The 17,087-nt window shown below is 71.2% G+C and carries 11 protein-coding genes; 2 read left to right on the top strand and 9 right to left on the bottom strand.

Annotated elements, in window-relative coordinates:
* Nucleotides 1-41: 41 nt before the first annotated feature.
* Entirely contained in the window at nucleotides 42-884 is an 843-nt protein-coding gene (locus ABS52_08155) for a hypothetical protein (protein ODT03721.1), read from the top strand.
* On the opposite strand, the gene ABS52_08150 is transcribed toward ABS52_08155, so the two are convergent.
* The 5 genes from ABS52_08150 to ABS52_08130 all read right to left on the bottom strand — a co-directional run bounded on the left by ABS52_08150 (nucleotide 881) and on the right by ABS52_08130 (nucleotide 6,205).
* Entirely contained in the window at nucleotides 881-3,025 is a 2,145-nt protein-coding gene (locus tag ABS52_08150) for a hypothetical protein (GenBank protein ID ODT03720.1), read from the bottom strand. The two genes, ABS52_08155 and ABS52_08150, sit on opposite strands and share 4 nt — an antisense overlap.
* A 219-nt stretch (nucleotides 3,026-3,244) precedes the next feature.
* The gene (locus tag ABS52_08145; protein ID ODT03719.1) at nucleotides 3,245-3,631 is read right to left on the bottom strand and encodes a holo-[acyl-carrier-protein] synthase; all 387 of its coding nucleotides are present in this window, start codon (nucleotides 3,629-3,631) and stop codon (nucleotides 3,245-3,247) included.
* A 57-nt stretch (nucleotides 3,632-3,688) separates the two neighbouring features.
* Complete coding sequence (locus ABS52_08140; protein ID ODT03718.1) at nucleotides 3,689-4,393, bottom strand: hypothetical protein; 705 nt, start codon at nucleotides 4,391-4,393, stop codon at nucleotides 3,689-3,691.
* A gap of 129 nt (nucleotides 4,394-4,522) precedes the next feature.
* The gene (locus tag ABS52_08135) at nucleotides 4,523-5,215 is read right to left on the bottom strand and encodes a hypothetical protein (protein ID ODT03717.1); all 693 of its coding nucleotides are present in this window, start codon (nucleotides 5,213-5,215) and stop codon (nucleotides 4,523-4,525) included.
* A 66-nt stretch (nucleotides 5,216-5,281) separates the two neighbouring features.
* On the bottom strand, nucleotides 5,282-6,205 hold the full coding sequence (locus ABS52_08130; protein ID ODT03716.1) for a hypothetical protein: 924 nt from the start codon (nucleotides 6,203-6,205) through the stop codon (nucleotides 5,282-5,284).
* 33 nt (nucleotides 6,206-6,238) lie between these two features.
* Here ABS52_08130 and ABS52_08125 point away from each other — a divergent pair, with 33 nt between their 5' ends.
* On the top strand, nucleotides 6,239-6,667 hold the full coding sequence (locus ABS52_08125) for a hypothetical protein (GenBank protein ID ODT03715.1): 429 nt from the start codon (nucleotides 6,239-6,241) through the stop codon (nucleotides 6,665-6,667).
* Nucleotides 6,668-6,954: 287 nt separating this feature from the next.
* On the opposite strand, the gene ABS52_08120 is transcribed toward ABS52_08125, so the two are convergent.
* Genes ABS52_08120 through ABS52_08105 form a run of 4 tightly spaced genes read right to left on the bottom strand, consistent with a single transcriptional unit; the run spans nucleotide 6,955 to nucleotide 17,085 of the window.
* On the bottom strand, nucleotides 6,955-8,301 hold the full coding sequence (locus tag ABS52_08120; protein ODT03714.1) for a hypothetical protein: 1,347 nt from the start codon (nucleotides 8,299-8,301) through the stop codon (nucleotides 6,955-6,957).
* 4 nt (nucleotides 8,302-8,305) lie between these two features.
* Nucleotides 8,306-11,650: a hypothetical protein gene (locus ABS52_08115; protein ID ODT03713.1), complete on the bottom strand. Its 3,345-nt coding sequence runs from the start codon at nucleotides 11,648-11,650 to the stop codon at nucleotides 8,306-8,308.
* Nucleotides 11,651-11,662: 12 nt separating this feature from the next.
* Nucleotides 11,663-12,562 carry a hypothetical protein gene (locus ABS52_08110; protein ID ODT03712.1) on the bottom strand — a complete coding sequence of 300 codons (900 nt, stop codon included), beginning with the start codon at nucleotides 12,560-12,562 and terminating at the stop codon, nucleotides 11,663-11,665.
* The gene (locus ABS52_08105) at nucleotides 12,550-17,085 is read right to left on the bottom strand and encodes a hypothetical protein (protein ID ODT03711.1); all 4,536 of its coding nucleotides are present in this window, start codon (nucleotides 17,083-17,085) and stop codon (nucleotides 12,550-12,552) included. The genes ABS52_08110 and ABS52_08105 overlap by 13 nt, the downstream gene beginning before the upstream one ends.
* Between the last annotated feature and the right edge of the window lie 2 nt (nucleotides 17,086-17,087).

Genomic DNA, 17,087 nt, shown 5'->3' with positions numbered 1-17,087 from the left:
TCACCGCACGCCACCCTCGCCCGCCACGAGCCCTTCACCGCATGGACCACATCATTCACCACCCGTTCGAGATCAAGCTCGGACCGCTTGCGCTGACCGGCTTCGGGATCGCCGTGCTGATGGCCTTCGTGATCGCCCAGATCATCTCGCAGCGCGAGCTGACGCGCCGGGGGCATGCGGTGGAGGCGGAGGCGATCCCTGACCTCATCTTCGCGTCGGTGCTCGGGATGCTGGTCGGGGGGAAGCTGTACTACATCCTGGTCATCTCCCACGACTGGCGCGACCTGCTGACCCGGGCCGGCTTCGTGTTCTGGGGGGGGCTCATGGGCGGGGTGCTGTTCAACTGGCTGTACATCACGCGCAAGAAGATCTCGTTCGCGCGCTTCGCCGACGTGGCCGGTCCGGCCATTGCCGCCGCGTACTCGGTGGGGCGCACGGGGTGCTGGGCGGTGGGCGACGACTACGGCCATCCGTGGACCTCGCGCTTCGCGGTGGCCTTCCCCGAGGGTTCGCCGCCCAGTACGGCCGGGATCATGAACCAGGTGTTCGGCACCCCCATTCCGCCAGGCGCAACCCCGGACACCGTCCTCACCGTGCACCCCACGCAGCTCTACGAGACCGGGATGGCGCTCGTCATGTTCCTGGTCCTGTGGCGCTTCCGCGACCACAAGCACGCGGAGGGGTGGCTGTTCGGGATGTACTGCGTGCTGGCCGGGATCGAGCGGTTCATCGTCGAGTTCTTCCGGGCCAAGGACGATCGCTTCTTCGGGCCGCTCACGGCGGCGCAGGTCATCGGGCTGGCGATCGCGGCCGCCGGGTTCGCCGTCATGGCCGCCCGCAACCGCACCGGTCCGGGGCGCCCGGGGATCCACGCCATGGCCTAACGCGTGATGCCCTCGCTCCCCGCCACCTGGCTCATGGACTCGACCTTCTCCTCGAGGGCCCGCACGCGGTCCTCGATGGGCTCCGGGACGGGGTGCCGCGGCGGGGGAATCGTGGGGAGCGCGACCGAGCGCCTGGGCCAGAAGGTCTTGGCGAGCGCGAAGACGAACAGGGCCACCAGCGCGAACTGCGCGAGCAGCGTCTCGACGCTGGGGAAGATCCCCATCGCCTCGAACGACGGCCAGCCCGGGAGGATCGTGATGGGGACGAGATTTCCCTCTTGCAGCTCCCGGATCCCCTTGCCCATGAAGACGAAGGCCATGTAGTACAGCAGGGCGCTCGTCACCCCGAAGAACGGGCGCAGCGGGATCTTCACACCGTACCGGTGGAAGAGCATGAAGACGACGACGAGGGCGGCGAAGCCCACGGCGATCCCCGCGGTGATCGGCAGGGCGGCTCCTTCCGCGAAGAGTGCCTGCAGGAAGAGCGCGGTCTCGGCGCCTTCGCGGTACACGGCGAGGAAGGCGACCGCGACGAGGGCACGGCTGCCGCCCGCACTGAGCGCGGTGGTGACCTTGTCCTTGATGAACTTCTGCCACTTGGCCGCCTCGACCTTCGAGACGAGCCAGTAGGAGACGGAGAAGAGGACGGCGACGGCGATGAGCATCGTCACCCCCTCGATGACCTCCCGCGTGGCCGGGAGGGCCTTGAGCACGGTGGCGAGGATGACGGCGGTGACCCCGCTGGCGACCAGGGCGGCGCCGATACCGAGCCAGATGTCACGGAGGCGCTCCCGGTTCCCGGTCTTGACGAGGAACGCGACGATCGCGCCGATGACGAGGATCGCCTCGAACCCCTCGCGCAGGATGATCAGGAACGACTGGAGGAAGGCGCCCCAGAAGCCCGAAGCCGGACGGGTGAGCTCGACGATCGCCGGCATGCCGGCGGCGATCGCATCGCGGGCGCGCTCGGCCGAACGGAAATCGTCCGCCTTCACCGCCCCCTTGAAGTCGGCGAAGTGGCGCTCCATGGTGGCGACCAGTCCCGGATTACGGGCCCGCGCCGGGGTCTCGAGCGGTTCGAAGGCGATGTACGCATCGAAGGCGCGATCGCCGGCATCGGCGCGCCGCCCGGCGCGGGCCGCCGAGAGCGCCTCGTCGAGGATCGCCATGACCCGCTTCGCCACGCTGTCGGCGTCTTGGGTCTCGTCTCCCGTCGCCAAGGCGACGGGGACATCGTCGAGGGCCAGCGTGCGCACGTGCGCGACGAGCTGCGCGAGCTCCTCGTCCTCCAGGTCGCGCGTGGGCGGCATGGCGGTCCCGCGCACCCCCGCCCGAATGGCCTCGATGATCTGGGCATCGCTACGCTCCGCCTGCCAGGCGAATGCGTTCAGCTCGACCGGGATCTTGGTGAGCGCGGCGACCAGCGGACCGTCGCCCGCGCCGGATGCGCCATGGCATCCCGCGCAGCGCTGCGCGTAGATCCCCTCACCGGGGGCGTGGCTCTTCGGCGCGCGCAGCGTGTTGATGTAGCTGATGACGTCCCAGCGCTGGTCGGGGGTGAGCTTGTCGGCCCACGCGGCCATCGGGGTCCCGGCAATGCCTACGCTGGTGATGCGGAACATGAGCGCCGGCGAGACGTCGGCCATCGTCGCGGCGTCCCCCACCGCCGGCGGCGGCGGATTCATCCCGGCCGCGTTGGGCCCGTCGCCCCCCCCGGTGGCGCCGTGGCAGGCGGCGCAGTGCTCCCGGTAGATGGCGCGCCCCGCCGCGAGGTCGACGCGGCGCGTGGGGAGGTCGAGGGCCGCATCGGCGCCTAACGATGCCATGAAGCGCCCATGCAGGGCGGCCAGGTCGGCCGGCGGGCGCCTGGCGGCCACGACGCCGGCGAGCGAATCGAGGAGCGCCTGGGCCTGGGCGGCCTTGTCGCCGCTGAGGCGCTGGGCCACGTCGCGGGCATCGCCGAGGAACGAGACCGCCTCCTCGTACTCCATGTCCGAGATCATCCGGCCGTTCGCGTCGACCGCCTTGGCGTACTCCTCGACCGCGACACCGACGATGCTCGCGAGGCGCTTGGCGGGGCGCTCCTGCGCCGGCGCGCCGCTCGCCGTGGCGACCAAAATGCCCATCACGACCGCGAACATCGAAGACCAACGACGGAAACCAGGCACGACGATCGGAGTGATGGGCATATGGTCGGTGCGACAGCACCGGGCTACCACGGCGCGGCAAGGCGGCGCGTGCGTTCGGGAAGGAAACCGGGCACCGGTGTGTTCCGGGCGTCCGGTGAGGCTGCTCTCATACGATTGAGAGTCATTCTCATTGCTATCCCGAGTGAAGTTATCGGCACTTTCCATCGATGGCTAGTCGTCGCGCTCCAGGACCACCACCGCCCCCGCCGTCTGCCGGGAATGCGACAGCGTCACCAGGGTCCGGCTCACCGCCAGCTCGCGCGCGCGTTCGGCGGCTCGCCCGTGCAGCACGACGCAGGGACGGCGATGCTCATCGTGCACCACCTCGATCTCGCGCCACCCGATCCCCCGCGCCTCCTCCGTCCCCGCGAGCGCCTTGAACGCCGCCTCCTTCGCCGCCAGCCGGGCGGCCACGTGCTGCGCCGGCGTATGCATCCCGGCGCAATACGCCCACTCGCGCTCGGTCAGCAGGCGCGACGTCACGCGCTCGCCCTCGCGCTCGAGCATGCGGGTGACGCGTTCCACGTCGACGATATCCAGCCCTAGTCCGACTACCATGACGGGCAATGATGCACGGTCGGGGCCGTCATCGTGAGAGGGGGGGGACGCCCACGCTCATCTGCCGGACCCGGCCGGAGGAGAGGGGCGATCGCTTCCCGCGAGCACCGTGGTCATCGCTCGCCAGGCGCGGTCTGCCTCGGCAAACAGGGCACGCAGCTGGGCGGCCCATCGGCGCCAATGCACGAAGCGCTGGGCGTCGCCGCCCGTCTCGAGGGCAGCCGCCGCCTCCCGGACGCCGTCGAGCGCTGCGATGAGTGGTTCGCAGGCATCGAGGAGGCGCGCCTCGAGGGCACGACGGTGGGCGGGGCGTCCCTCGTGTCGCTCGCGGGCGATGGCCGCGACCGCCCCGCGAACACGCTCGGCGAGCGCGGCGGCATCGAAGCCGGCAACCAGCCACTCCACGGGCTCGTCGCCCTCCAGACGGCGACGCGCCTGCATGAGCGGGGCCAGGAAGCGCGCACGCGCCTCGCCGAGTTCATCCGGCCGCGCGCCCCCGGCGGGACGCGTGCCGAGTGCGCGAAGGGCGCGCGCCACTTCGGGGAGGGTGCACGCACGCTTGGCGATCGCATGCCAGGCCCGATCGAGGGCATCCCCCCCGGCCAGCTGCAACTCCTCGCCGCCCTGATGCACCGACAGGACGCCCGCGCGCCACGCCGCGCCCGTCAGCGACGGGAGCGCGAGCGCCAGCTCCTCGCCCGTCGCCTCGAGCCGCACGACCACCTCCCGGGCCTCGATGAACACCGTGACCGACTCGTGCAACGCGCGCCCTCGCCAACGTCCGGCGGCGTGAAGCGAGGTGAAGGCGAGACGAGCCGCCGGCTCAGGCGTCATCGGCGGCACGACCGGACGGCGCCGAGTCGCCGGGGGGCGAGCGATTCCCCCTCCACCTCACGCCTCGTCGATGGCGCGCATCACGGCGGTCGTGTCGCGCAGGTCGGAGAAGACGGCGGCCGGCTGGTGCGCCGAGAGATCGTCGACCGAGTAGCGCCCCGTCGCGACCGCGATGGCCCGCGCCCCGACGCCGCGCCCGCAGTGGATGTCCGACGGCGTGTCGCCGATGATCACCAGCCGATCGCCGGTGAGGATGTCGCCCAACGATGCACGCGAGCGCTCCAGGGCGATGGCCGGCAGCTCGGGGCGGTGCTCGTGATCCGAGCCGAACGCGCCGATCCGGAAGCGGGCCGGGTCGATCCCGACCGCGCGGAGCTTGCGCTGCGCACCACCCACGAGGTTACCGGTGAGCAACCCCAGGACGCGATCGGTGCGCGCCTCGATGGCGTCGAGCAGCTCGAGCACTCCCTCGAGACGGTGCGCCCCCGGCTCGTGCTGCGCCAACTCGTGGTCCAGGCGTGCGAGATACTGCTCGAGCACCTCCGAGAGCCGCTCGTCGATGAGCGCGTCGTGCACCCCGGCTTCGCGCATCAGCTCGCGAACGATCTGGACGTCGGTCTTGCCGTCGTACCGGTACGCGCTCGGCCCGGTGGCGCCGAAGACTTCCATCAGGGCACCCTCCATCGCGCGGCGCCCCGCGCCGTCGGTCCAGAGCAAGGTGCCGTCGATGTCGAAGAGGACGAGCTTCATGAAGGCAGAAGACGAGAAGACGAGAAGACGAGAAGACGAGACGGCGAGCGGGGCGGCCGCGACGCGCTAGCGGCGGGTGAGGAGGAGTCCGGAGATCACGAAGGCGGCGCCGACGACCTGGGGGAGGGTCGGCACCTCACGCAACACGAAGTACGCCACGATGGCCGCGATCACCGGCTGGAGGTTCGAGTAGACCGCCGTGCGGGTGGGGCCGAGGATGCGCAGGCCGCGATACCAGAAAAGATAGGCCAAGACCATCGCGATGAGGGCGCTGTAGAGAATCGCGGCCCAGGCCCCGGCGGGGAGGGCGAGCCAGGGGGTGGCGACGAGTGCCGGGATGGCCACGAGCGTCGTGACGACTGCCCCGCCAAGCATCGTCAGCCCACCCAGCTGCAAGGCGTGCACCTGCTGGGCCACGCGACGGAGGGCGACGGAGTACACCGCCCAGCTCACCGACGCCCCCAGGAGGAGGACGACGCCCAGGGCCGAGTCGGCCCCGGATCCCCCGCGTGCCGAGCCGAGGACCACGCTCGAGCACCCCACGATCTGGAAGACGATCCCGACCCACTGCCGGCGCGTGAGCCGCTCGGTGCCCAGCATCCGGCCGAGGATCGCGATGAACGCCGGGGTGGATGCCACGATGAGTGCTGCCGTGGCCACGCGCGACCGGACGACCCCAAGGATGAAGAGGATCTGGTAGACCCCGTTGCCCAGCATCCCGAGCAGGATGAGCTCCCGGGCCTCGCGGGTCGGGACGCGCGGGAGTCCCATCGCCCTCGCGATCCCCAGTTGGGTCGCGGCGGCGATGGGAATGCGGGTCCCGTTGAAGGCGAGGGGGGCGACGAACTGCGTCCCGTACTTCAGGACGGAGAAGTTGATCCCCCAGATGGTCGCCATCAGGAGGAGAAGAATGTCGGTCGTCCAGCGCGCTTCACTCTCGCGCGATGGGGCGTCGCCCGGGGCGACGATTTCCGCAGCACTGACAGCCATGCCCAAAGCTAGATGGCCCGGGTAGCTTTGGGCATGCATGTCTCCTTCGCACTCTTCGCCGACGCGGCCAACATTTCCCAGGAAGGGAAGCTCAACATCCTTGGCGTCTTCGACGCGGTGCAGGTGGGACAGCTCCCGGCACTCCACCCCCGCGCCCACCTCGTGGTGCGCCTCAAGGGCGGTGCGGCGGACGTCGGCCGCCACACCGTATCGCTGCGTTGGGTGAACCCCAGCGGGGTCGAGCTCTGGTCGTCCGACGGCGAGATCGAGGTCGAGGGGATCCCGCCGATGGCGACCGAGATGGACCTGCCGCTCATCGCGGCGATCGACCTCCCCCTGAACGAATCGGGGGCATACACGATGCGCATCGCGCTGGACGCGACGCCGCACGCGGAGGTCGCGCTGCTGGTGCGCGCGGCCCCGCCGCAGTTCGTCGCACCGCGCGGCGGACTCGTGTCCTGAGCCCGCGCCCGGGGGCGCGGCCGACTCGCGTCCCGACCGCCGCGCTCAGGGACGCGGCGGCGGCGGATTCGCGATCGGCCCGGCGGCGGCGCACTTCCGGCAGAGGGTTACCCCCTTCATGCTGCAGATCACGCAGATGAAGGTGCCGCATCCGTTGCACGGGTACCCCTCGGAGGCACGCTCCTCGTTGCCGCAGGCGCGGCAGGTCATCGCGTCGTGTTCGTGGGGCGTGTTCATCGCCATCCTCGCGCGTTGTTCACGCGTTGTTCACGCGTTCCCCATGGTGGTCAGCTCACCCCGTTGGGGAGCCGATATTCCTTGATCTTCTTGATGAGCGTGGCCCGCGAGATCCCGAGCTCGCGGGCAGCGTGCGTGCGATTCCCGTCGTGCCGGCGCAGCGTCCGCTCGATGTGCTCGCGCTCCACCTCGGCGAGCGACCGTCCCTCGTGGCGCTCGGAATTCGCACCGGCGTGGGAGGGGGCGCGCAACTCAGGGGGGAGGGAATGCAGCGCGAGCTGCGGCTCGCCGCGTCCCACGATCATCCCGCGCTCCAGCACGTTGCGCAACTCGCGGATGTTCCCGGGCCACGCGTAGCGCAGCAGCGCATCGAGCGCCTCTTCGGCGATCTCGCGCGGGGCGCCGGGCAGGTGCGGCGCCAGCTCCTCCATGAGGCGCGCCAGCAGCTCCACCAGGTCCTCACGCGCCCATGCCCGCAGCGGCGGGAGCGTGAGGGGCATGACGCTCAGCCGGTAGTAGAGGTCTTCGCGGAAGCGACCCGCGTTGACTTCGCTGACGAGATCCACGTTCGTGGCGGCGATGACGCGCACATCGACGGTCACTTCGTGCGTCCCCCCGACGCGCCGGAAGGGCTTCCCTTCGAGCACGCGCAGCAGCTTCGGCTGGAGCGGCTGGGGGAGGGCGCCGATCTCGTCGATGAAGAGCGTCCCCCCCGTGGCCATCTCCAGGACGCCCGGCCGCACCGCACCGCGGCTGGGCTCGTCGGCGCCGAACAGTTCCGCGTCGAGCGACTCGATTGCATGGGCGGCGCAGTTCACCTCGAGGAGCGGGGCAGGGGCGCGCGACGAGTTGGCATGGATGATCTCCGCGATCCTCCCCTTCCCCGTCCCGCTCTCTCCCAGCAGGAGAACGGTCGTCCGGTCGCTGGCGGCCAGGAGGTCGACTTGCCGGGCCAGTTCCTGCATGCGCGGGGAACTGCCGATGGCGATGTGGCGACTGCTTGCCCGTCTCGCCGTGAGGTACCGTGACAGCTGGCGCACGCGCAGCTTCTCGAGGGCGCGATCGACGACGACGCCGAGGTGCGAGAGCTCGACCGGCTTGGTGAGGAAGTTCTCGACGCCATCCTGCACGGCGCGCACCGCCATCGAGATGTCCGCGTAGCCCGAGACCATGATCACCATCGGGTCTTCGTGCCGGATGCGCGCGAAGACGTCGAAGCCGGACATGTCGGGGAGGCGCAGGTCGAGGAGCGTCACGTCGGGGCGTCGCTCGTGCCACAGGGCCAACGCCGCCTCGCCCGATGCCGCTCGCCGCACGGTGTGCCCCTTGCGCTCGAAGAACCTGGTGAAGTTCATCGCCAGCGGCGATTCGTCGTCGACGATCAGGAGATCGGCCATCGGGTCAGCGGTGCGGGATCGGTGTGGCGACGAGCGCCTGGCGTACGTCCTCGAGCGCGAACGGCTTGTGCAGCGTGAGGCAGCCGCTCTCGCGAACGATCGGGTGGGTGTCCTCACCCTCCAGGTCCCCGGTCAGGATGATCACCCGGGAGACTAGCTCGGGGCGGCGTTCGCGCAACTCCGCCAGCAGGGCTGCGCCCCCGAGCCGGGGCATGCGAAGGTCGAGCAGGATGCGGTCGAAGTCGGACTCGGCGAGCGCGCGCCGTCCCTCCTCGCCGTCGGCCGCAAGGGATACGCGATGTCCCAGCGATTCCAGGGCGCGCTTCAGGGCGGCGCGGATGGTCGGCTCGTCGTCGATGACGAGGACGTCGAGGAGGGCGCGGCCGTCCTCGCGTGGCGCGGGGGCGGCGGGCGCGGCCTCGTCAGGCGGGGCGACGATCGGGAGCTGCACGACGAAGGTCGCGCCCTCGCCAGGGGTGGAGTCGACGTGCACCCGACCACCGTGCTCGCGGATGATCCCCTCGGCCACGGCGAGCCCGAGCCCGGCGAGGTCGGCGCCGTCGCGCGAGGGGATGCGCGGGCTGAAGAGGTGCTCCATCTCGGTGGCGGCGATCCCCGGGCCGGTGTTCCGCACCACGAGGACGAGCGCGTCGGCGACGCGGGAGAGCTGCAGCGAGAGACGCCGTTCGCCCCCCCAGCCGCGGAGCGCGTGCTCGGCGCGGGTGATGAGGTGGAGCACCGCCTGCTGCAACCGGCCGGCGTCGCCGTACGTCGTGGGGAGGTCCGTGGGGAGGTCCTCGTCGAGGGCCACGCCGGCGACGCCCAGCGCGTAGCGGCGCACGGCGAGGGCATTGGCCACCACGTCCGCCAGTCGCAACGGCGCCCGCTGCACGGGGCGCTCGCGGGCCAGGTCGAGGAGGTTGCGCACGATGCGCGAGGCGCGGCGCGCCTCCTCGCGGATCGTCACCAGCCCCTCGTGCGTCCGCCGCTCGTCGGCCGACGATTCCAGCAGCAGCTCGCTGAACGCGAGGACGGCCGAGAGGGGGTTGTTGATCTCGTGCGCCACGCCGCCAAGGAGGTGCCCGACGCTGGCGAGGCGCTCGCGGCGGAGGAGCTCGTCGAGGAGGCGCTTCTCGGCGGTGACGTCGCGCACGACCCCCATGACCCCGGTCACGCGTCCGCGCTCGACGATGGGCGAGGCCACGAGCGATCCCCAGCGGGCACGCCCGGCCGCGTCGAGGTAGCGAACCTCGCGGGATCCGCGGTGACCGTGGAGCGCGGCGACGAAGAGTTCCCAGGTGGCCTCGCGATCGCGCGGATCGAGCATCAGGGAGAAGTGCTGCCCGGCCACGGCGTCGCGCCCGTGCCCGGTCGCCGCCTCGAAGGCCCGGTTGACGGAGGTGAAGTTCCCCTCCTCGTCGACGGTGAAGATGGCATCCGACGCCGCCTCGACCAGCAGGGCATAGCGGGCCTCGCTGCGCTGCAGCACGTCGGCGCGGGCGCGATCGGCGGTCATGTCGCGCGCGACGAGGAGGACGCCGACGATCGCCTGCTCCTCGCGAATGGGCGTGGCCGAGACGTCGAGGGTGCGCGTGGCGCCATTGCGCCTGACGATCTGGCACTCGAACTCCTGCGCGCCGCCCTGGCGCGCCTCGCCGAGGGCCGCGACGACCCGGTCGACATCGGCGGGCGCCACGAGGGGGTGGAAGGCGCGGCCGAGCAGCAGCTCGCCCGGCGCATCGAAGACCTCGCACGCCGCCGGGTTCGCCGACGTGATGGCCCCGGTCATCCCGACGGTCACGACCACGTCGGTGGCGCGCTCGAAGAGGTGGCGGTAGCGGGCTTCCGATGCGGACGCGGCGTCGCGGTAGCGGTCCCAGATGGAGCGCTGGGCACTCACGTCATCGAAGGTGACGATGGCGCCGCCGTTGGGGTGCGGGACGGCCAGGACGTCGAACCAGCGCCCGTCGGCGGTCTCGCAGGCCGCGCGGGCATGCACGCCGTCGGCGAGGGCGCGCGCCAGCGGGTCATGCGACGGATCGGGGCGTGCGCCGAGGACCGTCTCGTGGAAGGGACGCCCCATCAACGTGAGCAACGCGTCGTCGGCCGTGAGCTGCAATGCCCGCCCGTTCGACCGCGTGATGCGCTGCTCATCATCCACCAGGCACATCCCGAGGCCGATGGACTCGAAGGCCGCCGACCATTCGCGGGTCGCCTCGCGCACCTCCTCGTACAGGCGCGCGTTCACCACCGCCACCGCCACCTGGTCGGCCAGGCGCTGCAGGACGCGCGCGTCGTCGGTCGTGAAGTCGGCCTCACGGTCGTACACGCCGATGACCCCGAGAATCCCGCGCGCCGTCATCAGCGGGACGATGACCGACTTGCGCGTCGACACCAGGCGCAGCGTGGGACGGTGCACCCCCGTCTCGGCGTGCATGTCGTTGGAGACGACCGCCACGCCGCTCGTGACCACGCGCCCGCACAGGCTCCCCGAGACCGGCACGTGCACCCCCGACAGGAGCTCCGTGCTCCCCAGTGCCGACACGAAGTGCAGGTAGTCGCCCTCGCGCAGTGCCACGGTCGCCCCCTCGGCCTGCAGCAGGGCGATGGCGTGCCGGAGGATCAGGCGCAGCACCTCGCCCATCTTGAGCGACTCGCCCACGGCCCGCGCGATCTCGGCCATCGCCTCGCTCTGCCGCCGCTCGCGCTCGCTTTCGGCGAAGAGCTGCGCGTTGCTGAGCGCGCCCGCCGCGTGGCGGACGAGCATCGCCACCACCTCGCGCGCCTCGACGCCAAAGGCGTCCTCGCGCAGGTCGTGCAGCGCCACGACGCCGAGGAGGCGCCGTCCGTGCATCATCGGGACCACCAGGACCGCCGCGGCGGCCAGGCCATCGACCAGCACGTCACCGGCCTCGGAGAGGGCGAGGCGCCCCGACGCGTAGGCGGCGACATGCACCGGCGTCCCGCTGCGCGCGGCCTGACCCACCGGACCGCTCCCCAGCGGCATCGCGCGCGGGGGGAGGATCGCATCGTCGACGACGTGGTGCACCACCTCGACGAGCGCCCGGTCCAGGTCGACGCGCGCCACCATCACCCCCTCGCACGCCACCGCCCGCCGGACCACGCGGGCCAACTCGACCAGGATGTCGTCCTCGTCGAGGGTGCGCGCCAGCGAGCCGGCCGCCTGCTGCAAGAGCTGGAGGCGCCGCTCGTGCCGGCGCCCGCGCTCGACCAGGGCGCGTACGCGCTCGGCCGACGCGGGGGGGAGCGCTGCCAGAAGCGACGCCAGCTCGTCCCGCTCCGGGAGGTCGGGGGGGGTGGCGCGATCGCGCACGTCGGCGGGAAGCACCCGGTCGCCTGCCTAACGCGCGACGGAGGGGACCAGCACGCACGCGGCCCGCGGGGCCACCGTCACGTGCAGCGTGGCGCCCGGAAGGAGCTCGCCATCGGCCTGCGTGGCGCGGCGGGGAGAAGTCTCGAGGTGCATGGTCCGTCCCCTGAGGAAATGCATCGACCGGTCAGGCCGGAAATCGTGGCGCATCAGGCGCCATCCCAGGCGCAGCGCGTCGGGCACGCTCGCCGGGGAGAAGACGCACAAGTCGAGCATTCCGTCATTCTCCCGGACATCGGGACCCAGACGGATGAGCCCGCCCAGGAGGGTGCCGAAATTCGCCACCAGCGCCGCCGTGGCCCGAAACTCGTGCGCGACGCCATCCACCGTCGCGCGCAAGGCGAACGCGTCCATCCGCAGCGCCGCTCGCGTCCCGGTCACGACGTAAGCCAGCACCCCGAACCGGCGCTTCGCTCGCGCGCTCGTCTCCTGCACCATCGCCGCATCCACCCCGACTCCGGCCGCGATCGCGAAGACGCGGCCATCCTCGAGCCGCCCCAGGTCGATCCGCGTCGTCTCACCCGCCACGAGCGCCGCCACCGCCCTGCGGACCGACATCGGGATGCCCAGCGCGCGGGCCAGCAGGTTCCCGGTGCCGGCGGGGAGGACCCCGACCGGCTGGCCGCTCCCCTGCAGGGCGTGGAGCACCTCCATCACCGTCCCATCGCCGCCGAGCGTGAAGACCGCGTCATGACCGTGCGCGTGGGCGCGCGCCAGCTGCTCGGCGTGCCCGGGATGCGCGGTGGCGTGCACGGTGCAGGTGACGCCCGCGCGCGCAAACGCGCGGGTCGCGGCGTCCAGCGACGATGCCCCGCGCCGTGAACCCGGGTTCACGATCACCAAGGCCCGCCTGACGGCTACCACCGCCACGCGCGGAAGATGTCGAAGCCGTACTGACGGCGAGTGGTGGTGAAGCTGCGGTCGGTCCCGGTACCGCAGAACAGCTCGTTGAGCGGCGGCTCGAGCGAGAAGGAGAAGCCGTAGCCCGCCGTCAGGCGCTGCTCCAGCTTGACGCCGATCGAGTTGGCGAGGTCGACGGGGTTGAGCTGCCCACCCGAGGCCCCCAGCCGGCACAACCCCGTGGTGAGCGAGAGGAAGGTCCGTTCACCCAGCTGCTTTCCGATGCCGAACTGTACGCCATTGAGGAGCCCCTGGCGTGACTGCCGCAGCTGGTCGGAGGCGGTCTGGATGCTCACGTAGTCGAAGAGCCCGCCCGAGAACTTGGCCGAGATGTAGCTCGACAGCGTGCTCAGGGCGATCGACGAGGCCGTCAGGCGGTTCTCGGCCAGTCCGCCGCCGATCCCGAACGACGGCACACCGGCGACGAGGTACGAGATCAGGTCGGACTCCGACAGCTGCAGCGAGTCGGCGCTCTCCAGGCGCAAGCGCGGCTGGATGAGCGTCCCCTGCACGCGCACGCGGATGCGCACGTCGTTGCGCCCGCCGTACGTGCTCGAGATCTGCCGGACGGTATGGAGGGCGCTGATGTTGAGGATGGGGTTGAGGTCGGTCTCGTTGAGGAAGCGCAGCTCTCCCCCCTCGACGTTGAAGGTGCGCTGGACGAGCCCCCCGAGGTCGAGCCGGTAGTAGCCGCGCTCCGTCTGCAGCGCGCCGTCGAGCGCCAGCTGCGGGGCATCACCCTCGCGACGGGCCCCGACCGTGACGTTCACCGCCCCGCCCAGCTTGATGTCGGCTTCCTCCGAGCGGACGCGCACGTCGGAGCCCATCGCGATGCGCACGTTCTCCACGGTGAGGTTGTTCACGAAGGCCGGCGGAGCCTTCGGGAGCAGCGCCCGGTTCGCGAAGACCGTCGTATCGACGACGTTGTACAGCTCCGGATCGTCGAGCGAGATCAGCTTCTTCCCCGTGAACTCGGGGATGACGATCACGCCGCGGTTCACGGTCACGCTCCCCGACAACCGCGACCGATCGAGCGAACCGCTGAGGCTCAGTCCGGCCGAGAGCGAGAGCTCGGCGACGCGTCGGTTGGCGATCGCCTGGAACTCGCGGGCGCCGAGCGAGACGTCGAAGGCCGCCCCTTCCCGCTCGCTCCGCGCCACCCACCCGGTGACCCAGAGCGAGTCGCGCGCTTCCTCGCCGCTCACCATCGAGAGGCGGCGCACACGGATGGTGTCGCGCGAGGCGACGAGATCGACGTTGGCGTTGCGCAGGCGGATCCCGAGGTCGGGGATCGTCGCCGCGGCGGAGTCGACGCGAAGGAACCCCTCGAGCGCCGAATGGTCCGTCGTCCCGGCGAGCGAGAAGTCCGCCGACAGGCGCCCACGGGCGTCACTCATGGCCGGGATGAAGCTCTCCACGACGGCCATGTCGAGATCGGTGGATCGCGCGGACACGCGGAGCGTATCGCGCAGCAGCCGCTGGTCGCGGGAGGCGAGCGCGAGGTCGACGGGAAGGTTGCCGCGAATCGAGACGACGCTGGTGTCGTGGCGCAGCACGTCCACCCCCAGGCGCAGCCGTCGGTCGGCGTAGGCGCCCTGCAGGGCGGCGCGGGCGACGTTCACCTCTCCGACCTTGGCCCCGGTCACGGAGCCCGTGAGCACCATCGTCGGCTGCTCGCGAGTTCCGGCGACGTCGACGCGCGCCGCCAACCACCCGCCGAGCACCCCCTTGGCTTGCGCCAGGTTGGCCAGGTCGGCCAGGGACACGCTGTCCATCGCGAGGCGCAAGGCGACCTGGCCGTCGGCCGGCGCCGTTCCCGCCAGCACGATCCGCCCGCCGCGGCTCCCCGACAGCCGCAACGTGTCGATGGCGAAGGCATCGCCAGTGAACCACAGGCCGGCCGGGTGCGCGAGCGTCCAATCGCGCCCCTCCAGTCCCACGTGCAGGGCGTCGAGCGACACCCGCGTGGTGTCACCCTGCATCCCGAACGCCCCGCGCGACTCGAGGACCGGGCCGTTCGACAGCGTCGTCAGCACCCCGAAGCCCACCTGTTCGCGACTGCGCACGGCCAGGTCGAGCCCCGCGTTCGCCACGGAGACCGGGCCCAGCGCGATGGTGTCGGCATTCACGGTGACCTTCCCGCTGATGCCGGGGAGCATCACGTGCTGCAAGTCCGCCGAGAGGCGCGCCACCCTGGCGCCGACGGTTCCGTACGTCAGCCCACGGACGTCGAGCGCCGCGCGCACGTCGAGCGAGTCCAATGACCCCGAGAGGACCCCGCCACCGGTCACCACCGCGCCGAGCGAATCACGCCGTGCGCGATCGAGGGCCACGCTGTCGCTGCCGCTGGCCTGCACGAGGTAATAGCGCAGCGCGCCCAATGAGTCGGCCGCGACCGTGAACGCGAGCGAGTCGCGCTCCGAAGGGAAGAGGCCGAGCCCGCCACGACCGGCCATCGAGGCCAGCGCGGTCTCGACGTGGAGGGTGTCGAGGCGGACGCGTCCCCCGCCGAAGCGCATGCGCGCGCGGCCTCCCGTGTAGATGCGCACCGAATCGACGAGCGACCGGTCGAGCGCCACATCGACCGGCCCCTCCCAGTTGGCCAGCGAGTCGCCGACGACATCGAGATCGGCGGTCCCGTTGAGCCGCGTGTGCGGCACCGCCGCCGTGTCGAGGAGGAGCCGCATGTCGAGATCGGCGAACCGCAGCGTTCCGTGGTAGCCGTAGCCCCCGACGGAGTCGGCATCCACCCGGCCGTCGTAGGCGAGCGTCCCCGGCGCCCCGGTCAGCTCGGTGACGATCGCGAGGTCATCGGCCTGTCCCTGGACCCGCAGTGGCCCGGCGTAGGAACCGCGGTAGATCAGTTCCGCCTCGGGATACGCGCGCGCCACCGTCGTGAGGGCGAGCGGCTTGGCATCGAGGGCGAGGTCGTAGGTGAGGAACTGCTCCCCGATCGTCACCCGCCCGTTGCCCGTGAAGCGCGACGGCTCGCCGTCCTCGAATCGGTGCGTGATGTCCGCATCGCGGAAGCGCAGGTCGGTCCACAGCGAATCCAGCCGCGCCGTCCCCGACACGAGCCCGAAGAGCCTGGGGAACGACGGGTTCACGAACTGCATGGTCCGCAGGTCGAAGTGGTCGAGGGCGACGTCGAACCCGCGGAACTTCGTCAGGGCGGGAAACAGGATGTCCAGCTCCCCTCGCACCTGGCCCCGCGCCGTTGCTCCCGGGACGTTCGCATCGCGGAAGAAGAACCGGCCGTCATCCACCTTGAAGCGGTTCACCGGCCCCCCCGTGGCCTTCACGGTGGCGTCGATCGTCCCCTTGAACGGGTACGGGAGTGGTTCGCCCGTGAACTGCTCGATCAGGATCCAGTCGATGGGGTCGGCCCGGAGGTCGATGTCCGTCACGGCGAGAACGGGACCACCGACGCCGAACGTCATCGTCCCGCGCAGGCGCGAGTTCATGGTGCGAACATCGACGTCGCGCAGCGCATACTCGAGGACGTGCAGGTCGGCCGCGTTCCCGATGTGCAGCGTGGCCCGCCCTCCGCCTTTGGTCGGGAGGGTGGGATAGACCCAGGCCACGTCGGCCAGCGCGAGGGTGTCGGCAACGAAGGTGAGGTCGTAGCGGGTGGGGAGGTCGCTCCCCCACCAGACCTTCCCCCGCATCGACCCGCGGGAGCCGGGAAGGCGGAAGTGCGGCACGTCGGCCCAGAGCGAGTCGCCCTTGTTTCGCACCTTCCCGCGCAGGTCGCGGAACTGGAACGGCGGGTCGAACTCGTCGGCGTCGAGGCGCTGCACGTCGAACTGCCGCCCGAGTGCGCTGCGGTCGTCGATCCGCGACGGTCCGAGCTCGAGCGCGAGGTTCGTCCAGCTGCGCTCCGTCTGGTAGTGGCTCCCCACCTGCCGGATGCGCTTGTCACGACGCCCGAGCGCATGGGCGACGGCGCTGTCGCGCCTGGCGCCGCGCAGCGAATCGTCGGGGTGCCACAGCATGGTGAGGAGGAAGGTTCCGTCCTTGATCCGGGCCGCGTTGATGAAGATGTAATCGCCGAAGTTGTGCACCCCCGGCGGCTTCGGCGCTCCCTTGGGCCCTGGCGGGAAGATCTTCCGGAAGTTCCACGTCTTCGTCGAATCCTCGAGGATGTGCACCACCGCGCGCTCGACGATGACTTCCGAGGCGACGATGCGCCGGTCGAGGAGGTCGCGCGGGTCGAACCGGATCGCAATCGGCCCGGTGGAGACGAAGAGCGAGTCGTTCTTTTCTCGGATGGCGAAGGAATCGACGACCAGCTCGGAGAAGAGCGACCCCTGGAGGTGGCCGATGTACATCTTGCCCTGGATCCGGGCGTTGATGAACGACATGGCCTGCTCGCGGATCTGGTCGCGCCCCCAGCGCGTCTGCGTGATGGCCGCGACGACGGCCGCCAGCAGCCCGCCCAGCACGAACAGCGTGGCGGCCGAGGCGAGGACGACGGTGCGGCGGCGCGACATGG

The sequence above is a fragment of the Gemmatimonadetes bacterium SCN 70-22 genome, assembly GCA_001724275.1.
Taxonomy (GTDB): domain Bacteria; phylum Gemmatimonadota; class Gemmatimonadetes; order Gemmatimonadales; family Gemmatimonadaceae; genus SCN-70-22.
This window is presented reverse-complemented; position numbering and strand designations above follow the sequence as displayed.